The organism is Methylobrevis pamukkalensis (assembly GCF_001720135.1).
Lineage (GTDB): Bacteria > Pseudomonadota > Alphaproteobacteria > Rhizobiales > Pleomorphomonadaceae > Methylobrevis > Methylobrevis pamukkalensis.
Window position 1 is genome coordinate 1 of the sequence record NZ_MCRJ01000081.1, and the last position, 20,409, is coordinate 20,409.

Below are 20,409 nucleotides of genomic sequence, written 5' to 3' on the forward strand. Positions count from 1 at the left end.
GCGCATGTACCAGCTCTTCGGACGGGTCAGGGCCTGGAAGCCGAGGGGAGAGAGGGCGGCGCCGCGGCCGGTCTGCTTCACGCCGGTCCAGGTCAGGGCCGGGTCGAGATAGTCGCAGCGGTTGGTGAAGACGGTGCCGGTCTCGACCTTGCCGCCGATCGCCGTCGCGGCGTCGAGGTCCTCGGTCCAGATCGAGGCGGTGAGGCCGTATTTCGAATCGTTCATGAGGTCGATCGCCTCGGCGTCGTCCTTCACCTTCATGATGCCGACGACGGGGCCGAAGCTCTCCTCCGTCATCACCGACATCTGGTGGTTGACGCCGGTCAGCACCTGCGGCGCGAGATAGGGCGTGCCCGGGCGGTCGGCGGCAAAGCTGGCGGGGTCGATGTGGGCCGTGGCGCCGGCACGCACCGCCGCGTCGATCTGCTCGCGCACGAAGGCGGCCTGACGGGGGCGGGCCAGCGGGCCGAGCGTTGTCGCCTGGTCGGTCGGATTGCCCAGCACGTAGCCCTTCGTGACCGCGACGAGGCCCTCGACGAAGTCGTCGTAGACGGCTTCCTGCACGTAGACACGTTCCACGCCGCAGCAGCACTGGCCGGAGTTGAAGAAGGCGCCGTCGGCGATGTTCTCGATCGCATACTGGAGCTTCGCGTCGGCGCGGACATAGGCCGGGTCCTTGCCGCCGAGTTCGAGGTTGAGCGGCAGGAAGCGGCCGACCGCGGCGCGCTCCATGGCCTCGCCGCCGGCCACCGAGCCGGTGAAGCAGACGCTGTCGACCTTGCCGGAGGAGATGACCGCGGCGGTCTGGTCGTGGGACAGCACGATGTGCTGGAACACCGCCTTCGGCAGGCCGGCCTGGTCGAAGGCCTTCTGGAAACGCTCGGCGACGAGCAGCGTCTGGTCGGAGTGTTTCAGCACCACGGCATTGCCGGCCATCAGCGCCGGCATCACCGAGTTGACCGTGGTGAGATAGGGATAGTTCCACGGCGCGACGACGAAGACGACGCCGAGCGGCTCGCGGGAAATGTAGCGGTGGGCGCCGCTGTCGCCGTTCTCCAGGCCCGAATCGAGCGGCGCGAGGCTCGCCTCCGCGATGGCCGCCATGTGCTTCGTGCGGACCTCCACGCCATTGAGTTCGAAGGGCGTGTAGCGGATCGGCCGGCCCATCTGCCAGGTGAGTTCCTCGGCGATCTCGGCGCGCATGGCGAGGAGGGCGTCGAGGGCCTTCAGGCAATAGCCGATGCGGGTGCCGAGCGGCAGCGCCGCCCAGTCCCTCTGCGCGTCCCGGGCGGTGGCGAAGGTCTGGACGATCTCGCCGTCACTCGCGAGGGGACGCTCGGCGTAGACCGAGCGTCGACGGGGGAGATGATCTTCTGAACGGGGGTCATTGGGGTCGTCTCATGGTGGATGTCGTGAATGAAAGGAGATGGCGTCCGCTCACGTCGCCTTGCGCCAGCCGGCGGCCAGCAGCCCCGCGCCGATCAACAGCGAGCCGCCGGTGCGGTTGACCGCGCGCTGCACGGCCGGGCGGCGCACCGCCTTGCGGGCGAAGGTGGCGGCAAAGGCGTAGCCGGCGGCATTGAGGCTGGCGAGCGTCAGGAAGGTCACTTCCAGGATCGCCATCTGCGGCAGCAACGGGGCGGCGGGATCGACGAAGTGGGGCAGGAAGGCCACGAAGAAGACGATGCTCTTGGGGTTGAGCGCCGTCACCGCATAGGCGTGGAGGAAGATGCGGCGGGCATCCGCCGCGGCCGGCGCCGCTTCGGCCCCGGCAACGGACTCGTCAATCTGGCGCACCGGCGCGCGCCACAGCCTCACGCCCATCCAGACGAGATAGGCCGCGCCGGCCCATTTCAGCACCGTGAACAGTGTCGCGGAGGCGGCGAGCAGGGCGCCGAGGCCGAGCAGGGACGCGGTCATGGCGGTGAAATCGCCCAGCGCGACACCGGCGACCATCGCGCCGGCGATCTTGCGGCCGTGGCTCAGCGCATAGGAGACGACGAGCAGGATCGTGGGCCCCGGAATGGCCAGCATCACGGCGGAGGCAAGAGCGAAGGCCAGCCAGACGTCGAGCGACATGTCGGTTTTCCTGTGGTTCCTGAGGATCGGGCGGCAGTGAGCCACCGGCCGCGATGGTTTGCAACAGCGGTCCCGTCACGGCCGCCCGTGCGAGCCCGTGCCTCAGCTGCGCTCGAAGCCGCGCTTCAGCTCCCAGTCGGTGATGCGCCGGTCGTATTCATACTGCTCCCACTCGGCGGCGTGGATGTAGTGGGCGAGCACCTTCTCGCCGAAGGCGTCGCGCAGCATCGCCGAGCCGCGCGCGGTGTCGATCGCCTCGCGCAGGGTCTTGGGGATCTCGCGCACGCCGGTGCTGCCATAGGCGTCGCCGGTGAAGGCGTCCTCCAGCTCCAGCCCCTGCTCGATGCCGGCAAGCCCGGCCGCGAGCATGGCGGCATAGGCGAGATAGGGGTTGAGGTCGGCGCCGCCCATGCGGCACTCGATGCGTATCGCCTTGCTGCCGTTGCCAACCAGCCGGAAGCCTGCGGTGCGGTTGTCGTGGCTCCACACCGCCTTGGTCGGCGCGAAGGTGCCGACCTGCTGGAAGCGCTTGTAGGAGTTGATGTAGGGAGCGAGGAACAGGGTGATCTCGCGCGAATGGGTCAGAAGGCCGGCCACATAGCTGCGCATCAGCTTCGACATGCCGTGCGGCGCGTCCGCGTCGAGGAACAGCGGCGTGCCGTCCTCCGACCACAGGCTCTGGTGGACGTGGCAGGAGCTGCCCGCGAGGTTGTAGGCGTATTTCGCCATGAAGGTGATCGCCTTGCCGTGGAGGTGGGCGATCTCCTTCATGCCGTTCTTCATCACCGTGTGGTCGTCGGCCATGGCCACCGCCTCGGCATAGCGGACGTTCATCTCCTCCTGGCCGGGGCCCCACTCGCCCTTGGAATTCTCCACCGGGATGCCGCAGGCGTTGAGGCCGTTGCGCATGGCCCGCATCACGCCTTCCACCTTGGTGGTGGCGAGGATGCCGTAGTCCTCGATGTAGGGATTGGTGGTGGCGAGGTTGACGAAGCCCTTGGCCGCGGCGGTCTCGTAGGTCTCGTCGAACAGGTAGAACTCCAGCTCGGAGGCCATGAACGGCTTCATGCCCTTCGCGGCGAGCCGGTCGACCTGCGCCTTCAGGATCTGCCGCGGGCTGTGCGGCATCGGATGGTGATGGTGGTCGGTCACGTCGCACAGGACGAGCACCGTGCCCGGCAGCCAGGGAACGAGCCGGAGCGTTGCCATGTCCGGCACGATGGTGAAGTCGCCGTAGCCCTTGTCCCAGCTTGCCGCCTCGAAGCCGGGTACCGGCTCCATGTCGATGTCGACCGTGAGCAGGTAGTTGCAGCAGTGGGTCTCCTCGTGGGCCGAGGCGAGGAAGTTGTCGACGTGGAAACGCTTGCCGACGAGCCGCCCCTGCATGTCGACCATCGCGACCACCACCGTGTCGATCTCGCCGGCGGCGGCTTTCTGCTTGAGGGCGTCGAAGCTGAGGTTTCCGGGCATGATCGGGGATCTCGGTTGTCGGGAGGACGGAGACGGCGGAGCGCCGGGGAAGGATGAGGCCGGTGGCGCGGGGTCGCCGGCGTGAACGGGTGCGCCGGATTGTGTCGGGCGCCGGCGACGGACGCAAGCGAGGCCGCGGCCTCGCCTGCGTCCGCGGGCAGGCTATTTGGCGATGACGTGATGGGGCGTCCGGCCCTCGGCATGCTCGATCGCGAACTCCTCCTCCGGCGAGAGGATGAGCTTGTGGCGGCCGACGAGGCCGAAATAGACGATCGCCACCGCGAACCAGACCGCCACCCAAAGCACGCCCTTGGTGAAGTTCGGGTCCTGCACCTGGTAGAACAGCGTCACCAGCGCGATGACGATGGTCAGCACCGCGCCGGGAATGCCGAGCGGCGAGCGGTAGGGCCGCTCGATGTGCGGCTGGCGGAGGCGCAGCAGGATGAAGGAGATCGCCTGCAGGATGTAGGAGAACATCGCGCCGAACACCGCCATGTTGAGCAGCACGCTGCCGATGGTGGCCCCGCCCTGCTCGGCGCCGAGCGCGAACCAGATCGCCAGCATCACCGCAAGGCCGACGGCCGCGCCGGCGAGCATCGCCACATGCGGGGTGCGGTAGGTCGGGTGGGTCACCGACAGCGCGGTCGGGAAGTAGCCGGCGCGCGACAGCGAGTAGATCTGGCGGCCCTGGGCAAACAGGATGGTGTGGAAGCTGGCGACGAGGCCGGTGAGGGCAACGATGCCGAGCAGCACCACGCCGCCGTCGCCGTAGACGGCGCGGAAGCCGTCGAGCAGCGGCTCCAGCGACGAGGCGAGGTGGAACGAGCCGACGCCCGGCACCGACGGATTGAGCAGCACGATCATGAAGGCCGAGACGATCAGCGTGACCATGCCGAGGAGGATGCCCTTCGGCATGTCGCGCTTCGGGTCGACCGATTCTTCGGCCGCCAGCGGCAGCTGCTCGATGGCGAGGAACAGCCACACGGCGAAGGGCAGGGTGGCGAGCACGCCGGAGATGCCGAAGGGGAAGAAGTCGCCGCCGCCCTCGGGCAGTTCGATGGCCGCGCCATCCGGACCGACGCCGATGTTGAGCGCCCAGCGGTTGAAGTCCATCGCGGGGAGCGCGCTCACCCAGAAGAAGACCAGCACCGCCAGCGAGATCACCGTCACCACCAGCGTCACCTTGAAGGAGAGTTCGAGGCCGAAGATGTTGAGGGCGAGGAAGATCGCGTAGAACACGATCCAGATCAGCGGCGACCAGACGGGGTCAAGGCCGAGGATCGAGTTGACGTAGGCGGTGATGAAGGTGACGACCACCGCCGGCGTGATCACGTATTCCACGTTCTCGCACAGGCCCGTGACGAAGCCGCCCCACGGGCCCATCGCCGTGCGGGCGAAGGAATAGGCGGCGCCGGTGTGCGGCAGCGCCGGGCTCATCTCGGCGATCGAGAAGGTGAGGCCGAGATACATCACGGCGATGATGGCGGCGGCGACGAGCATGCCGCCCCAGCCACCGGTCGAGAAGCCGAAATTCCAGCCCGAGAAGTGGCCGGAGATGACGGCGCCGACGCCAAGGGCCCAGAGGGACCAGATGCCGGCATATTTCCTGAGGCCGCGCTTGTCGAAATACGAGGCGTCCGCCTTCTTGTAGGAGACGCTGCCTTCTGACTTGCTCATGTCGCTTTCCCCCGAAGATGTCGACCACCCTGCGGTGTCGATCCCCGCTCCCTCTGTCATGTCGCGCGCGGTTCACCCGCGTCTCGACCTTGTCCGCCCGGGCCCGCGTCTTGCGCACGCACTGCCCTTGCGGGTCTTCGCCTCCGGCATGGGTGCCGGCGGAAAGGTGTCGTCGGCGACCGTCAGTCGTCCGCCGGCCGCGCCGCGCGGATCGCCGCCGCCAGCCGCATCGCCCAGGCTTCCGCCTCGGCCTCGGTGTGCAGCAGGTCGTTGCGGATCTCGATCATCACGTTCGGCAGGCCGCGCGCGGCGGCGTGCCGGCGCAGCGTATAATAGACCTCGCCCTCGCCGCTGTAGGGCGCATTGGCGCGCACCGCGATGCCGGGCACCGCGGCGAGCGCGTCCAACACCCGCTGGCCGAAGCGGTTGGCGCCCTCGAACAGCACCCCGGCGTCGAAGTCGCGGGGCGTGCCCATGTAGACCGGCGTGAAGCTGTGGATCGCCACCACCGCGGGCGGCGGCGCCCCGGCACGCCGTGCCAGTGCCTCCTCCACGAAGGTGGCCAGCGCGGCGTGATAGGGCACGTGGACCGCCGCGAGGCGGGCGCTCCGCTCATCGGCGCCGACGTCGGCATTGCCCGGGATCGGCGTCGTCTCGCTCACCGCCGGAATCAGCGTCGGCGAATCGGCCTCGCGGTTCACGTCGGCGACCAGCCGCGACACCGTTCCGCGAAACAGCGGCGCATCGACGATCCGCGACAGATGCCGCGAGACGGACAGGGCGCCGGGGTCCCAGGCGATGTGGTCGGCGCGCGCCTCCGGCGTCAGGCCGAGGTCGCCATAGGCCGGCGGGATGCGGTTCGAGGCGTGGTCGCAGACGATCAGAAGCGGTCCGCGGCCGGCGGCATTGTCGATCGCGAAGGGCGGATCGGCGATTTCACCCAAGAATGGCCCTCCCGGACACCCGCGTCGTTGTCGACAGCGTCGGACCGGGGCGCCCATGGCGGCGGCCAGCCCTTTATGTATGAAATCTGACACGAAAATTGGTTCTGTCAATTGCTGTAACAAATCATACAGAAGCGATGGTCCGGTGCCGGTGCCGGTTCCTCAGGCCGTCGGAAATTCCGGTTGCCATGGGGCGCCGGTCGGTCACTATCGCGGCAACGACGACAACCGCTGCGGGGGCAACATGGTGGAGGAGGGCACGATCGCCGAGCGGATCCGTGACGAGATGAGTCTGTTCACGCCGACGGAACGCAAGGCCGCGCATGTGCTCCTCGCCAACTATCCGATCGCCGGCCTCGAGACGGTGGCCGAGTTCGCGCGGCGCGCGAACATCAGCGCTCCCACCGTGCTCCGCTTCGTCGGCCGGCTCGGCTTTTCCGGCTATCCCGACTTCCAGCGCGCGCTGCGCGAGGAACTGGAAAAGCAGACCCAGTCGCCTCTGACCAAGGCGGCGTTCCGGCCGGAGGGCGGGGCCGGGGAGGGCGAGCCGCTGGCGCGCTTCCGCGACGCGCTGATCGACAACATCCGCGAGACCTTCCGCCATGTGCCGGCCGCCGAATTCGAGGCCGTCGTTGCCGCGCTGGCCGATGCGCGCCGGCCGGTCCATGCACTCGGCGGGCGCCTGTCGGATGCGCTGGCCTATCATCTGGCCGCGCACCTGCGGGTGGTGCGGCCCGGGGTCGGCCACATCTCCGGCCAGAATGCCAACTGGCGCGACGTGCTGATCGATCTCGGCGCCCGCGACGTGCTGGTGATCTTCGACATCCGTCGCTACCAGGACGATCTCGCGGTGTTTGCGGCCGCGGCGGCCGAACGCGGTGTGACGGTCGTGCTGTTCACCGACCAGTGGCTGTCGCCGGTGGCGCGCCATGCGCGGCATGTGGTCGCCGCGCGGGTGCCGGTGCCCTCGCGCTGGGATTCGATGACGGCGCTGCTCGGCATCGTCGAGGCGGTGGTCGCCGCCGTGACCGAGGCGATGGGCGAGACCGCCGTGCGGCGGATCTCGCTGATCGAGGCGCTGCGCCCGCCCGCGTCCTCCTGAGTCCCGCGCGCGAAACGGGTGCGCCGCCCGCTACCCCCCGGTGCAAATTCTAGCTAGAGATACACACGAGAGACACCGGCGGCGGCAGACCGCCGCATGCGACGGCATGTCGGCCCGGGTCGCCCCCGCCGTGCCGCGCGCCCCGCAACTCCTGCCTCCGGAACGGTGTCTCGAGGAGAACAGCCATGTCGTCGCTTTTCGCCGGGTTGCTCGGCTCGGCCGCCTTCATGCCGCACGGCTATTGTCTTCTGTGGCAACCGGAACTGCTCGGTCTCCACGCCGTCTCGGACCTTTTCATCGCGCTTGCCTATTTCTCGATCCCGGCGACGCTCGTGATTCTGGCCCGCCGCCGGCCGGAGAAGGAATTCGTCTGGATCTTCACACTGTTCGCAGCCTTCATCATGCTCTGCGGCCTCACCCACGTGATGGGCCTCGCGACACTGTGGTGGCCGGTCTACACCGCGCAGGGGCTGGTGAAACTGCTGACCGCGATCGTCTCGATCGCGACGGCCATCGCGATCTGGAAGGCCTTGCCGCATCTGGCTGCGCTGCCGAGCCAGGAGGAACTACGTCTCGTCAATGCCGAGCTGCAGCGGCGCGTGGAGGAGAACGCGCGGATCAACGCAGAGCTTGTCGCCGTGCGGGACTCGCTGGAAGAAAAGGTCCACGAGCGCACCCGCGAGCTCGAGATCGCCAATGCGCGGATCGCGCGCAGCGAGGACTATTTCCGGCGCAGCTACCGGCGCACGCCGGCCATCGCCTTCATCGCCCGCCAGGACGGCGAGATCATCGAGGTCACCGACAACTGGGTGCTCGCGATGGGCTACTCGCGCGACGAGGCGATCGGCATGAACATCAACGACTTGCTGACCGAAGAGTCCCGCGCGACGGCGCAGTCGATGCCATGGGAGGTGATGTTCCGCGACAACGACGGGCTCGTGAGCGGCATCGAACTGTCCTACCGGCGCCGCGACGACACGGTGATGGAAGGCGACGTCGCGGTGATCCGCGAAGTCGACACGGCGACCGACGAGACCATCTACCTCGTGCTGATCGTCGACGTGACCGAGCGCAACAGGGCGCAGCGCAAGCTGGAGGAGCAGGCCCTCAACCTGATGCGGGCCAACGAATCCCTCGAGCAGTTCGCCTATGTCGCCTCCCACGACCTGCAGGAGCCGCTGCGCAAGATCGTGCTCTACGCGGACATGCTGACGGACGGCCTGGCGCAGGGCCGGACGGACGACGTGACCTATGCCGCGCAGGTGGTGCGCGACGCGTCGCTTCGGGCGCGCGCGCTGGTGTCGGATCTTCTCTCCTATTCGCGCGCCTCCAACCGCAAGCTCGATCTCGGCGCCTATGACTTTGCCATGGCGCTGGGCGACGCGCGCTCGACGCTCTCGCAACTGATCGAGGACAGCGGGGCGGTGATCCGCCTGGAAGGGCCCTCCGTCACGCTGTTCGCGGACCGTCTGCTGCTCGACCAGGTGCTGCTCAACCTCCTGTCCAACTCGATCAAATATGCCCGGGACAAGGTGCCGCCGCAGATCGACGTGACCGTCGGCACGCGCCATCGCCGCAAGCTGTGCCTGACCTTCGCCGACAACGGCATCGGCTTTCGCGAGGAATACGCGCGCAAGATCTTCGAGCCGTTCACCCGGCTCCATGGCCGCAGCCAGTATCCGGGCACCGGCATCGGGCTTGCGATCTGCCGGGCGGTCTGCGACAGGCACGGCTGGAAGATCAGCGCCTCCGGCCGGCCGGGCGAGGGCGCGGTCTTCACCATCGAGATCCCGCGGTCGAGCTTTGCCATCGCTGGCGAAACCGACTGAGGAAACGCCGCGACGAGGCCGGACACATGGGTGAAGCCGAGGATGCAACGGGCAGTGCCGGGCCTTCTGTCAGGCCGAGGGTGACGCTGGTGCTCGGCGGCGCGCGGTCGGGCAAGACGGCGCATGCCGAACGGCTGGTGCTCGCCATGGCGCACGGCGAGGACGGTGCGGCGCCGGCGGGCGGCGCGGTCTACATCGCCACCGCGCAGGCGCTCGACGCGGAGATGGCCGAGCGCATCGGCCGGCACCAGGCCGACCGGGCAGGGCGCTTTGCAACCCTCGAGGCACCGATCGATCTCGCCGGCGCCCTGCGCGGCGCCCGCGGCGCGGTGCTCGTCGACTGCCTGACGCTCTGGCTCTCCAATCTCATGATGCATGACGCGGACATTCCGGCAGCGGTGGACGCGTTGCTGGCCGCGCTGGCCGACGTGCCCGGTCCGGTGGTGCTGGTCTCCAACGAGATCGGCTTCGGGATCGTGCCGGACAACGCGCTGGCGCGGCGCTTTCGCGACGAGGCCGGCCGGCTGCACCAGAAGATCGCCGCGCTGGCCGACCGGGTCGACCTCGTCGTCGCCAGCCTGCGGGTGCCGGTGAAGGGATGACGAGGCCGGATTGGCCGTGCAGACGGCCTTTCTCCGGCATTGAAGGACGAGCCGGCCGGGTCGTATTCTGGCGCGACGGGTCATCACGGCGCCGGTAGATTGGCGCGCCCGCCCCCGTCCTTCGAGACGGCCCCTGCGGGCCTCCTCAGGATGAGGCCTCCGAGAGTTTCGAGTGCTGTGCAAGGCGTTGCTCTTTTCCCTCATCCCGAGGAAGGCGCGAAGCGCCTGTCTCGAAGGACGAGGGAAATGCCCGGGCCGGTCTCGACCAAGCCCCGTCCAGAAAGGGAAAGAACATGACCGAGATCACGCCGCAGCCCGTCCGGATCGGGGTGCTCAGCACCGCGAAGATCGCGCGCGAGAAGGTCGTTCCGGGCCTTGCCACCACGCCCTGGTGCGTGGTCCACGGCATCTCCTCGCGCGACACCGCGCGGGCGCGGGCGGTGGCCGACGACCTCGGAATTCCGAAGGCCTACGGATCGACGGAAGAGATGCTCGCCGACCCGGAGATCGAGGCGGTCTACATTCCGCTGCCCAACGACCTTCATGTCGACGCGGCGCTGGCGGCCGGGCGGGCCGGCAAGCATGTGCTGCTGGAAAAGCCGACCGGCCTCGACGCCATGGATGCCGAACGGCTGCTGGAATTCCCCAGGGATCTCGTGTTCATGGAGGGCTACATGGTCCGCCAGCATCCGCAGTGGCGGATGGTGCGCGACATGGTGCGGGCGGGGCGCATCGGCCGGCCGCTCGGCGTCCAGGTCTGGTTCTCCTACATGAACGACGACCCGGACAACATCCGCAACCGGCCGGAGACCGGCGGCGGCGCCGCGCTCGACATCGGCGTCTATCCGCTGGTCGTCAGCCGCTTCGTGCTCGACGCCGAGCCGATCCGGCTGGTGGCCGCCCTCGACCGTGACCCGATCTTCGCGACCGATCGCCTGACCAGCGTGCTGGCCGACTTTGGCGGCGGCCTGCATCTGACCTTCACCGTCTCCACCCAGAGCGTCGTCCACCAGCGGGTGACGGTCTGCGGCACGGAGGGGCGGATCGAGGTGGTGGTGCCCTTCAACGCGCCGCTCGGCGGCGAGACGATCCTGCGCTTCGATCCGGGCACTGCCCTCGGCGACGCCTCGGCGGAAACGATCGTCGTTCCGGCCTGCAACATGTACGGGCTGCAGGGCGAACTGTTCGCCATGGCGATTCGCGGCGAGGCGGTTCTGCCTTATGGGGTGGGCGATTCGATCACCCAGATGCGGCTCGTGGACGCAATCTTCGAATCGGCGCGGCGGGGCGGCTGGGTCGACCTCTGACAGCCACCGCGGTTTTCCGGCTTCTCGTCCCGGCCTCGGCGCCTGCCCCGACGATCGTCCCCTGAAAAGGACGGGCCGGGGCCGCCGGCTCCGCCAATTCGCTCGCCATAATGGTGAAGGATCGGTTAATATGTCGGCAGCAGCGAGGAGCGCGCCGGACATTTCGGCGCATGACCGGGCAGAGCCTGCGGCGTGAAGCCGGGGCGCGCCCTATTCCGCTCCTGCGTTGCCTCGTCAGGAGCCCTCGAGATGAACGACCGCGTGAATGACGTTTCCGGGGAGACGCCCAAGGTACGGCGACTGTCGGACGCCGTGCGCAAGGTCCGGATCGCCGAGGCCGAGCGGGTCGATGCCTTCGCGGACCTGTTCGAGACCGAGAAGGCGCGCCTGAATCTTCTCGCCGAGGAACTGGATGGCGTGTTCGCCGAGGTCGCGCCGGACGACGGCTATTTCATCTTCAAGGTGGCCAGCGGCACGCCGCCGCGGCTGTGGATCGATCCGACCACCCATCTGGTGATTGCCCGCGACCGGCGCAGCTACCGGATGCTGAAGGACACGCGGCTCGGCCGCACCGTGCTGTTCGAGTCCGCCGACATTCCCGACGTCGCCGACGTGGTGACCGACTACATCGCCGAGCGGGTGGTGGAGCGGGAAAAGGCGCTGGAGGCGGATTTCGTCCAGGACCGCCAGCGCCATGCGTCCGGCCTTGCCGGGCGGGAGGAGATTCGCGCCGTCCGCCGCGCCGCACCGGTCGGCGTTGCCGGCAGCGTCGTGCTGGTCCTGTTCGGCGCCGCCCTCGGGGTCGGCGCGCTGCTGGTCTATGCCTGGTTCAGGATGGCCGGCTGACCGGACGAACCGGCCTCGCCGCCGATCAGGGTCTCGTGGCGGCCGAACTCGACGAAATTGCCCGATTCCAGCGACACGCGGTAATCGATCTGGAGAACCTTCCAGACGCCGCTCTCCACCTTCTCGATCTCGAACACGTTGTAGCCCGACGCCGGGCGACGGCCACCATGCTCCTGGCTGGCCGCGCAGACGCCGATGACCGGCACCGGACCGTCCGGACCCGGCATCGTCGTGCGGGTCGGCATGTGGGTGTGGCCGTGGAGAACCAGTTCCGCCCCCACCGACTTCAGCACCCGGCGCACCCGCGAGGCGCCAACCAGCCGCTTGTGCCAGGCGGTGGCGCCCGAGAAGGGCGGATGGTGGATCAGCACCACGCGGAACAGGCCCTCGCGGCGCAGCATCTCGAGCCGGTCGCGCAGGAGATCTTCCTGCTTGTCCGAGAAGAAGCCGGTGGCGAGGAACGGCCCGCTGGCGCGCGCGCTCGACGTGCCGACGATGGCGATGCCTTCGCGGCGGCGCACGTAGGGCCAGGCGGGAGAGTGGGCGTCATCCCCGGTCATGTAGGGGGCCCAGGCCACGGTGGCGCGGAGCAGGGCGCCGGGCACATAGGCATCGTGATTGCCGGGCACGACCGACACGTCACGCGGATCGCCGATGCTGTCGAGGAAGGCACGGGCCGGTTCCAGCTCGCTGCGCAGCGCGATGTTCACCAGATCGCCGGTGACGGCCACATGATCCGCGTTGCGGGACCGGATATCGGTGATCATCCGCAGCAGCAGGTCGCCGCGCATGGACGGCGCGCGGTTGCGGCGCCAGTTGATGTAGCCGATCACCCGCTTCGACGCGAGCTCCGAGAAGGTCGGCATCGGCAGCGGGCCGATATGCGGATCGGAAAGATGAACGAGACGAAACATCCCTGTGGCTTAGCCGAGCCGGAGCAGCCGGTAAACCCGCATTCGCGTGAACAGAGACTCGCGCCGAGGGACGTGCAGATGCAAAATGACCGCTGCAGGACGGATCCTGCAACGGTCATGATCGGGTGTCGGTGGAGAAGGGCGGAACCGGCGTGGCCGGTTCATGGGATCTGATGCCGTTCCCTGGCGGATCGAAAGCGACCCGCCAACGCGGTGTCCTCAAGCCTCAGCGCGCGTCGAGCGACAGCAGGGAGGCGATGACACGCGGATTGGTGAAGTCGACGGCCGGGATCCAGTGGAAGCGGGGCGTCGAGGCAGCGGCACGGCGGAACAGGGAAAACATGATCACATCTTCGATTGGTTGATGGGCGACGCGGCGTCTGGTGCGCTGCGACGAGTTGTATATACGTTTGGCATCGAGCGGCCGCCAGCTGAATAAATGGTGGGCAGCAATGCGCGGTCCGCATGGGCTCGTTCAAAAAACGTCAATGTTTTTAAGATCCTGTTGGCATCATGCGTGGTCAAGAAATAGGCATGTGAGATCGGTCGCCCTGGAAATCGGCAGTCTCGACGCTGCAGTCGGCCCTTGTCAGGCTCCGGCGCGGGGTGACGCTCGGCGTGCGCGGGATCGTGATGTCGGAGGAGGGCGTGCTGCTCGTGCGGCACGGCTATCTGCCCGGATGGTATCTTCCCGGCGGCGCGGTCGATCCGGGCGAGACCGCGGCGGACGCGCTGGCACGGGAGATCGAGGAGGAGACGGGACTCGCCCTGACGGCGCCGCCGGGTTTCGTCGGGCTCTACTTCAACCGGGCGATGGCCAATCGCGACCATGTTGCCCTGTTCCGGATCGCCCCGGACGGATGGCGGCGGGCCCGCGCCTTCGTGCCGGGGGCCGAGATCCGCGAGGCCCGGTTCTTCCCGCTGGAGGCGCTGCCCGAAGGCACCACCGCGGCGACACGGCGACGGATCGCCGCGACGCTGGACGGAGTGGACGACGACACCGGATATTGGTGACGCCGTCGGTTCTCAGTCCTCAGCCGAGGCGAGCGCGATCATGCGGCGCATCGAGGTCCAGCAGTGGCCCTTTCGGCACGATCCGGGTCGGATTGATCGTGGTGTGGCTCCAGTAATAATGCGTCTTGATGTGGTCGAAGTTGACGGTCGCGGCGACGCCGGGGGTCTGGTAGAGGTCGCGCAGATAGCCCGACAGCGCCGGATAGTCGGCGATCCGCTTCAGGTTGCACTTGAAGTGGCCGACATAGACGGCATCGAAGCGCACCAGCGTCGTGAACAGCCGCCAGTCGGCCTCGGTCGCGTGGTCGCCGGCGAGCCAGCGGCGGGACGAAAGCCTGTCCTCCAGCCAGTCGAGGCTCTCGAACAGCGCGGTCACGGCCTCCTCGTAGGCCTCCTGGGTGGTGGCAAAGCCGGCCTTGTAGACGCCGTTGTTGACCGTGTCGTAGATCCGGGCGTTCAGCGCGTCGATCTCGCCGCGCAGGGCCTCCGGATAGGCATCCGGCGCGATCCCGGTGAGGCCGCCGAAGGCGGTGTCGAACATGCGGATGATCTCGGCGGATTCGTTGGAAACCACCGTCTTGAGCTTCCTGTCCCAGAGCACAGGCACCGTGACCCGGCCGGTGTAGGCCGGATCGGCGCGCAGGTAGACCTCGTAGAGCCGGTCCAGATCGGCGTTGGGATCGGTGCTGCGGTCGGCGTCCTGGCCGAACACCCAGCCCTTCTCGCCCATCCGCGCATCGACGACCGTGACGGTGATCAGGTCTTCGAGACCCTTCAGCGTCCGGAACACCAGCGTGCGGTGGGCCCACGGGCAGGCCAGCGAGACATAGAGGTGATAGCGGCCGGCCTCGGCGGCAAAGCCGGCGCTGCCGGTCGGCCCGGCGCTGCCGTCGGCCGTGACGAAATTGCGGAACTGCGAGGCCTGCCGCACGAAGCGGCCGCCCGTGTCGCTGGTGTCATACCACTGGTCATGCCAGGTGCCGTCAATCAGAAGTCCCATGCCGTCCTCGTCTGTCTGCTGCGGCGCGGGGCGCCGGGATGATGTGCAAGGGCCATGGCCCGTTGCCTCTGATATAGCGCGCGCCCGGCGCGTCTGTCCGGCGGTGAACAGTCTGTTCTGCGGTGTTCACCGGATGTGGATGATCAATGCGCGCCCCGGATCGCCGTGATGCCGCGCGTACGGCGCGCCTTGTGAGCCGGCCGGGGCCGTGATATCGACGGCATCTTGTTCTTTGCGATCGACGGGAGTGGGTCGATGACCGCCGGGCGGATCATGCGACGACGATGCAGGGTGAACGGCCTTCGGCCGTCTGCGCCGACGTGCGCGCGCCTTTCTCCGGTTCCGGCGAGCCCGACCTGATCGACAGGCCGGCTCACGGCGGCGGGACGGGGCGGCGCCAACTGAAAAGCCCCCTTCCGGATTTCCGCCGATGCTGACCCTCGTTTCCCCGTCCCTCACCACGGACGCGTCCCTGACCACGCCTGCCGCCCCCGCTTTCGAACCTGCCCAGTGCCGCCCCGAGCGGCCGGCGGACGATGCGGCGATCGAAGCCATCCACGACATCACCTTCGGCCCGGGCCGCTATGCCCGCACCGCCTTCCGGCTGCGCGAGGGCGTTGCGCAGGACATGGCGCTCAGTCTCGTCGCCGAGCGCGAGGGGAAGGTTGTGGCCTCCGTGCGGCTGACGCCGATCCGCATCGGCGAGACACCGGCGCTGCTGCTCGGCCCGCTGGCGGTGCTGCCGCATCTGAAGAGCCAGGGGATCGGCAAGATGCTGATGCGCCGGTCGATGGAAGCGGCCCGGCTTGGAGGCCATCGGCTGGTGCTTCTGGTCGGCGATCTGCCCTATTACTGGCCGTTCGGTTTTCGTGCGGTGCCGCAGGGCCGGCTGGTGATGCCCGGTCCGGTCGATCCCGGCCGGCTGCTGGTCGCGGAACTGGCGGCCGGCGCCTTCGAAGGCGTGTCGGGCACTGTCCACCGCGGCGCGGGCTGACCACCACGGCGCGGGCTGATCTGCGATCGCAGGCGCCCCTTGTCGTCCCCGGCGAGCCAAGCGCAGCTTGGCGAGGGAAGGGACCCAGAACTCAGCTTCTGAATTCAATGGCCAGCTCTGGATTCCCTTCACCTCGGCGCGGCGCGCCGAGGCCGGAAATGACAAGCGGAGAGGGCGCTGCGCGCCGAGGCCGGGAATGACAATCGTAGAGTTGATCGGCCCCATCGGGAGGCCGCTTCGCCAGACTTGCGCAGGCCGCTCAGCGGCCTTCGCCACACCAACCAGACTTGCAAAGGCCGCTCAGCGGCCTTCGCGGTACCACATGGTGCCGAGCACGCCGAGCAGCAGGGCAAGGCCCAGCAGGCCGTTGAACAGCGGCAGGCGCGAGATGCCGGTCACCTCGTAGGCGTCGGACATTCTGAGCCCCATCCAGCCGTCGCCGCCGAAGCTGGAGGCGCCCTGCTGCGGGACGATGCGCGGGATCGCCGGCGCGCCGTCGGCCGTGTCCTTGAGACGCTGCACGGTGCCGCCGGTGGCCTCGGCGATCGGCTCCAGCTGGGTCATGCTGGAGCGGAGCAGGCGAAATTCCTTCGGGTCGGTCGGCCCCACATGGGTGATCGCCCGCAGTGTGCCGTCGGTCGCTGCGTAAAGGCCGAGCGCGGGGGCCGGCATGTCGGCGCGGAAGATGCCGGGTGCGGCGGCTTGAAGCGGCAGGGTCCGGGTTTCGCCGCCGGGCAGCGTTACGGTCACGGGCTCGGCGGTCTCGCCCAGCGTCTGCCGCTCCACCTCCAGTCGTCCGCCGCGGCCCATCAGCCGCAGCGATTCCTCCTCCAGATCCGGTTCCTTCATCAGCCAGTGCGCCAGCCGGCGCAGCAGCTGCACATGCGGGCCGCCGCCCTCGAAGCCGCGCGCCCACAGCCAGACCTGATCGGACAGCAGCATGGCAACCCGGCCCTCGTCCTCGTGGGCGAGCAGCAGCAGCGGCCGGTCGCCGGGACCGGACATCACGGCGTCGCCCTCGGTGGCGGCGGCGTCGATGATGCGGAACCAGCGCGACCACGCAGGCGGTGTCTGGTCGGAACCCGGCAGGTCGCGGGTGACGGGGTGGCGCTTGCCGATGTCGGTGATCGCCGCGCGGTAGGGCTCCTCCACGTCGTTGCCTGTCGGGGCGGCCGGCAGCACGCCGGAGAGCGGCGTGTCGTAGAGGCTGTCGGAACCGGAATAGTCGGGACCGGCGGCGATCAGGATCGCGCCGCCCTTGCGGACGAACTGGGCGATGTTGTCGAAATAGAGCAGCGGCAGCACGCCGCGGCTCTGGTAGCGGTCGAAGATGATCAGATCGAATTCGTCGATCTTGGTGGAAAACAGCTCGCGGGTCGGGAAGGCGATCAGCGACAGCTCGTTGATCGGCGTGCCGTCCTGCTTCTCCGGCGGGCGCAGGATGGTGAAGTGGACGAGGTCCACGGACGCGTCCGATTTCAGCAGGTTGCGCCAGGTGCGCTCGCCCACATGCGGCTCGCCGGAGACGAGCAGCACCCGCAGGTTCTCGCGGATGCCCTTGACGATGGCGACCGCCCGGTTGTTGACGGCGCTGAGCTCGCCCTCGAGCGGGCTGGTCTCGAATTCGAAGATGTTGTCGCTGCCGTGGTCGACGGTCACCTCGACCGGCACCTCGGTGCCGGGCACGGCGTCGACCCGGGCGATCTCCTCGCCGTCGCGCCGCAGCGTCACGGAGACCGGGCCGCCGCCGGTGGTGCCGTCGTCGTCGACGCGGACCCGGATTTCCTGCGTGGAGCCGACGAGGCCGAATTTCGGCGCCGAGACGATGGCGATCCGCCGGTCGATCTCGTCCTCGTGGCCGGTGATCATCGCGTGGAACGGCGCGCGGAACGGCAGCTCGGCCGCGGTGCCGGGAATGTCGTGGATGATGCCGTCGGTGACCGTGATCACCCCGGCGATCCGCTCGGGCGGAACGTCGGCGAGGCCGCGGGCGATGTCGGAAAAGAGCCGGGTGCCGTCGGTCCCGCTCGCCTCGGTCGCGATCTCGCGCACGTCGATGTCGCGGAAGGCGCGCAGCCGTTCGGCCAGCGCGGCGGCCGCGGTCCGGGTGTCCTCGCCGCGGGTCTCGATGGTCTGCGAGCCGCTGCGGTCGGAGACGACGGCGACCACGCTCGGCAGCGGGCGGCGTTCCTCCTCGACCACGGAGGGGTCGGTGAGGGCGGCCAGCAGCGCAAGGAAGGCGACGCCGCGCAGGAGCGCGCCACGCATCCGCCGCACGAGTGCGAGCGCGGTAATGGCGAGTGCGAGCGCAAGACCGGTGGCCAGCAGCCACCAGGGCAGGGACGGATCGAAGCTGAGGCTCCAGGCCATGAGATACCGATCTCTCTGGAGCAGGCGCGGACCCGCACGATCCGGTCCTGCTCGACTGTGTCACGTGGCCGATGCCCGGACGCCCAGCGTCCGAAGCGGGCCTTACTGTCCGAGCCGCTCCAGCAGCGCGGGGATGTGGACCTGGTCGGCCTTGTAGTTGCCGGTCAGGACATACATCACGATGTTCACGCCGGCCCGGAAGGCCATCTCGCGCTGGCGCGCGTCGCCGGGCACGACGGGATAGAAGAAGTTGCCGTCCGCATCCGCCGCCCAGGCGCCGGCAAGATCGTTGCCGGTGATCATGATCGACGAGACGCCGTCGCCGCCGCGCACCGGCCGCTCCTCGCCGGTCACCTCGTCGGCGCCCGGCGTCGCCTCCACCCACAGCGGACTGCCGATGTAGCGGCCCGGAAACTCGTTCAGGAGATAGAAGGCCTTGGTCATCACGTGGTCGGGCGGCACCTGTTCGAGCGGCGGAATGTCGAGGCCGGCCAGCATCTCGCGCAGCTTCTGCGCCGAGGCTGAACCCGAGGCGCCGCTGCGGCCGGGCAGGGCGGCGAGCTGGTCGCGGGTGTCGAAGATCACCGTGCCGCCGCTGCGCATGAAGGCGTCGATCCGGTCCATGGTCGCCCGGGCCGGGGTGGCGGCCGCCGGGTCGATCGGCCAGTAGATCAGCGGGTAGACGGAAAGTTCGTCGCGGGACGGATCGAGCCCGACCGGCTCGCCCGGCTCCAGCGCCGTGCGGCTTGCCAGGAACTGCGACAGCGCGGACAGGCCGGCGCGGCTGTCCTCGTCGGTCTGGCTGTCACCGGTCGCCACATAGGCGAGCCGGGTCTGCGTCACGGCCGCCATCACCATCGCATCGGCGGAGGTGTCCTGCGCGCGCGCCTCGGTGGCGGGGGACAGGAGCATCAGACCGGCGAGCAGCACAGCGGCGCCGCTGCCGCCGAACCGGCCGCCCAGCCGGCTGGCGAAGGCGAGACCACCGGTGAGCGCCATCACCGCCACGGCATCGGCCACGAGCGCGAGGAAGGCGAGGATGAACAGCGAGGGGGCGAGATCGGTGCCGACATCGCCGACCAGCGCGGTGCGCCGCGCGCCGGCATAGCCGGAGGTGTCGAGCCGGACCGGCTCGTCGCCGGGGCGCAGCGTGTTGACGGCGCGGAAGCCGTCCTCGGTGCCGTAGAGGCCGGCCGGGTTCTCGGCATTCGGCCGCAGGTCGCCGGCGCCGGACAGCGGAATGGCGCGTACGTCCGGACCGGGGCTGCGGGAATGGCCGAAGCCGTCGAGCACGGTCATCGGCGCCAGCAGCACCTCGCGTCACCGCCGCCGGCCGGCGACGTGCCGCCGTGGCCGAGCGCGACCGAGCGGCGCAGCATTTCAACAAAGACGCCGGAGATCGGCAGGTTCGACCAGGTGGTGTCGGCGGTCACGTGGTAGAGCACCAGCCAGCCGCTGCCCAAGCGCGTGCCGGTGACGAGCGGCGTGCCGTCCTCGAGGCTGGCCCAGCTGTGGTCGTCGAGGCTGGCGCCGGGCTCGGCCAGCACCTGGCGCTCCACCGTCACGTCGCCCGGCACGGGGAGGCCGGCAAAGGGGCCGCCGGTGGAAAAGCTCGCAAGCTTCTGCGGCTCTTCCCAGGAGAGCGCGCCGCCGAGCGTGCGTCCGCCCTCGCGCAGCGGCACGGGCACCAGTTCGTCGTTGCTGGCAGCCAGCCGCGGCCCGGCAAAGCGGACGAGAGCGCCGCCGTCGCGGACGAAGGCCTCGAGGCGCTGCTCCACTTCGGCGCCGAGCGTGCCGACGTCGGCCATGACGATCGCCGAGACGCCGTCCTCGATGAAGCCGTCGACCGCGCGTGCGATTTCCGCCGATCGCGGCTGGCGGATGTCGGCATAGGGGCCGAGCGCCTTTCCGAGGAAATAGGCGGGCGACAGCAGCGGCTGGGCACGGTCGCCGGGGGCGGCGGCGACGAGGCCGACGCTGCGACGGCGCCAGCGGTCGTCGAGCAGTTGCACCGCGCCGGCGGTGTCGGCACCGGCCACCTCGATCCGGGCGATCTCGTTGCGCATCTCCTGCGGCAGGTCGATCCGCGCTTCGGCGGCAAGGTCCTCGCCGGCAAACGCGAAGCTGCGCTCGTCGAGCACGGCGCCGCGCCGGTCGAGCGAGCGGATCAGGCCGGCGCCGGGGGTGCGGGCATCGAGCCGGCGCACGGTGGCCGTCAGCGCCTCGCCGTCCTGGGCAATCCCCGGTGATGAGCTGCGGCG

Annotated in this window: 15 protein-coding genes and 2 pseudogenes; 7 read left to right on the forward strand and 10 right to left on the reverse strand. The window is 69.1% G+C overall.

The window, feature by feature from the left end; translation table 11 throughout:
* The 5 genes and pseudogenes from A6302_RS13605 to A6302_RS13625 form a co-directional block, all read right to left on the reverse strand.
* Nucleotides 1-1,388, reverse strand: a pseudogene (locus A6302_RS13605) (aldehyde dehydrogenase family protein); the annotation flags it as partial.
* Between the two features lie 49 nt (nucleotides 1,389-1,437).
* Nucleotides 1,438-2,079, reverse strand: coding sequence for a LysE family translocator (locus A6302_RS13610; protein ID WP_069307490.1), 642 nt, complete (start codon nucleotides 2,077-2,079; stop codon nucleotides 1,438-1,440).
* Nucleotides 2,080-2,181: 102 nt separating this feature from the next.
* A complete protein-coding gene (locus tag A6302_RS13615; protein ID WP_069307491.1) occupies nucleotides 2,182-3,549 on the reverse strand; it encodes a glutamine synthetase family protein in 1,368 nt (455 codons plus the stop codon).
* 162 nt (nucleotides 3,550-3,711) lie between these two features.
* Nucleotides 3,712-5,226, reverse strand: a complete 1,515-nt coding sequence (locus A6302_RS13620; RefSeq protein ID WP_069307492.1) for an amino acid permease — start codon at nucleotides 5,224-5,226, stop codon at nucleotides 3,712-3,714.
* A gap of 182 nt (nucleotides 5,227-5,408) precedes the next feature.
* Nucleotides 5,409-6,170 (reverse strand): N-formylglutamate amidohydrolase, encoded by a 762-nt coding sequence (locus tag A6302_RS13625; RefSeq protein ID WP_069307493.1) that lies wholly within the window; start codon nucleotides 6,168-6,170, stop codon nucleotides 5,409-5,411.
* 151 nt (nucleotides 6,171-6,321) lie between these two features.
* Here A6302_RS13625 and A6302_RS13630 point away from each other — a divergent pair, with 151 nt between their 5' ends.
* From A6302_RS13630 to A6302_RS13650, 5 genes are all read left to right on the forward strand, one after another.
* Entirely contained in the window at nucleotides 6,322-7,272 is a 951-nt protein-coding gene (locus A6302_RS13630; protein ID WP_342586278.1) for a MurR/RpiR family transcriptional regulator, read from the forward strand.
* A gap of 185 nt (nucleotides 7,273-7,457) precedes the next feature.
* Complete coding sequence (locus A6302_RS13635) at nucleotides 7,458-9,101, forward strand: sensor histidine kinase (RefSeq protein WP_069307495.1); 1,644 nt, start codon at nucleotides 7,458-7,460, stop codon at nucleotides 9,099-9,101.
* 26 nt (nucleotides 9,102-9,127) lie between these two features.
* On the forward strand, nucleotides 9,128-9,703 hold the full coding sequence (cobU, locus tag A6302_RS13640) for a bifunctional adenosylcobinamide kinase/adenosylcobinamide-phosphate guanylyltransferase (RefSeq protein ID WP_069307496.1): 576 nt from the start codon (nucleotides 9,128-9,130) through the stop codon (nucleotides 9,701-9,703).
* Nucleotides 9,704-9,996: 293 nt separating this feature from the next.
* On the forward strand, nucleotides 9,997-11,010 hold the full coding sequence (locus A6302_RS13645) for a Gfo/Idh/MocA family protein (protein WP_069307497.1): 1,014 nt from the start codon (nucleotides 9,997-9,999) through the stop codon (nucleotides 11,008-11,010).
* 249 nt (nucleotides 11,011-11,259) lie between these two features.
* Nucleotides 11,260-11,856, forward strand: a complete 597-nt coding sequence (locus A6302_RS13650) for a hypothetical protein (RefSeq protein ID WP_069307498.1) — start codon at nucleotides 11,260-11,262, stop codon at nucleotides 11,854-11,856.
* On the opposite strand, the gene A6302_RS13655 is transcribed toward A6302_RS13650, so the two are convergent.
* Entirely contained in the window at nucleotides 11,829-12,770 is a 942-nt protein-coding gene (locus A6302_RS13655) for a metallophosphoesterase family protein (RefSeq protein ID WP_069307499.1), read from the reverse strand. The genes A6302_RS13650 and A6302_RS13655 overlap by 28 nt on opposite strands.
* Nucleotides 12,771-13,376: 606 nt before the next feature.
* Here A6302_RS13655 and A6302_RS13660 point away from each other — a divergent pair.
* Entirely contained in the window at nucleotides 13,377-13,784 is a 408-nt protein-coding gene (locus A6302_RS13660; RefSeq protein ID WP_141703762.1) for an NUDIX domain-containing protein, read from the forward strand.
* A gap of 19 nt (nucleotides 13,785-13,803) precedes the next feature.
* On the opposite strand, the gene A6302_RS13665 is transcribed toward A6302_RS13660, so the two are convergent.
* Entirely contained in the window at nucleotides 13,804-14,784 is a 981-nt protein-coding gene (locus tag A6302_RS13665; RefSeq protein ID WP_069307501.1) for a glutathione S-transferase family protein, read from the reverse strand.
* A gap of 430 nt (nucleotides 14,785-15,214) precedes the next feature.
* On the opposite strand from A6302_RS13665, the gene A6302_RS13670 reads away from it, so the two are divergent.
* Complete coding sequence (locus A6302_RS13670) at nucleotides 15,215-15,778, forward strand: GNAT family N-acetyltransferase (RefSeq protein WP_083255765.1); 564 nt, start codon at nucleotides 15,215-15,217, stop codon at nucleotides 15,776-15,778.
* A 300-nt stretch (nucleotides 15,779-16,078) separates the two neighbouring features.
* Here the strand turns inward: A6302_RS13670 and A6302_RS13675 are convergent, their stop codons facing one another.
* The 3 genes and pseudogenes from A6302_RS13675 to A6302_RS23030 form a co-directional block, all read right to left on the reverse strand.
* Entirely contained in the window at nucleotides 16,079-18,148 is a 2,070-nt protein-coding gene (locus tag A6302_RS13675; protein WP_069307502.1) for a hypothetical protein, read from the reverse strand.
* Nucleotides 18,149-18,250: 102 nt separating this feature from the next.
* A complete protein-coding gene (locus A6302_RS13680; RefSeq protein ID WP_069307503.1) occupies nucleotides 18,251-19,462 on the reverse strand; it encodes a DUF4159 domain-containing protein in 1,212 nt (403 codons plus the stop codon).
* Nucleotides 19,444-20,409: pseudogene (locus A6302_RS23030) on the reverse strand (DUF4159 domain-containing protein); the annotation flags it as partial. The gene A6302_RS13680 and the pseudogene A6302_RS23030, both read right to left, overlap by 19 nt.

Coding starts and splice junctions, on each gene's coding strand:
- A6302_RS13650 (WP_069307498.1), top strand. CDS start 11,260: ATGAACGACCGCGTGAATGACGTTTCCGGGGAGACGCCCAAGGTACGG.
- A6302_RS13610 (WP_069307490.1), bottom strand. CDS start 2,079: ATGTCGCTCGACGTCTGGCTGGCCTTCGCTCTTGCCTCCGCCGTGATG.
- A6302_RS13655 (WP_069307499.1), bottom strand. CDS start 12,770: ATGTTTCGTCTCGTTCATCTTTCCGATCCGCATATCGGCCCGCTGCCG.
- A6302_RS13615 (WP_069307491.1), bottom strand. CDS start 3,549: ATGCCCGGAAACCTCAGCTTCGACGCCCTCAAGCAGAAAGCCGCCGCC.
- A6302_RS13635 (WP_069307495.1), top strand. CDS start 7,458: ATGTCGTCGCTTTTCGCCGGGTTGCTCGGCTCGGCCGCCTTCATGCCG.
- A6302_RS13675 (WP_069307502.1), bottom strand. CDS start 18,148: ATGGCCTGGAGCCTCAGCTTCGATCCGTCCCTGCCCTGGTGGCTGCTG.
- cobU (WP_069307496.1), top strand. CDS start 9,128: ATGGGTGAAGCCGAGGATGCAACGGGCAGTGCCGGGCCTTCTGTCAGG.
- A6302_RS13645 (WP_069307497.1), top strand. CDS start 9,997: ATGACCGAGATCACGCCGCAGCCCGTCCGGATCGGGGTGCTCAGCACC.
- A6302_RS13665 (WP_069307501.1), bottom strand. CDS start 14,784: ATGGGACTTCTGATTGACGGCACCTGGCATGACCAGTGGTATGACACC.
- A6302_RS13620 (WP_069307492.1), bottom strand. CDS start 5,226: ATGAGCAAGTCAGAAGGCAGCGTCTCCTACAAGAAGGCGGACGCCTCG.
- A6302_RS13670 (WP_083255765.1), top strand. CDS start 15,215: ATGCTGACCCTCGTTTCCCCGTCCCTCACCACGGACGCGTCCCTGACC.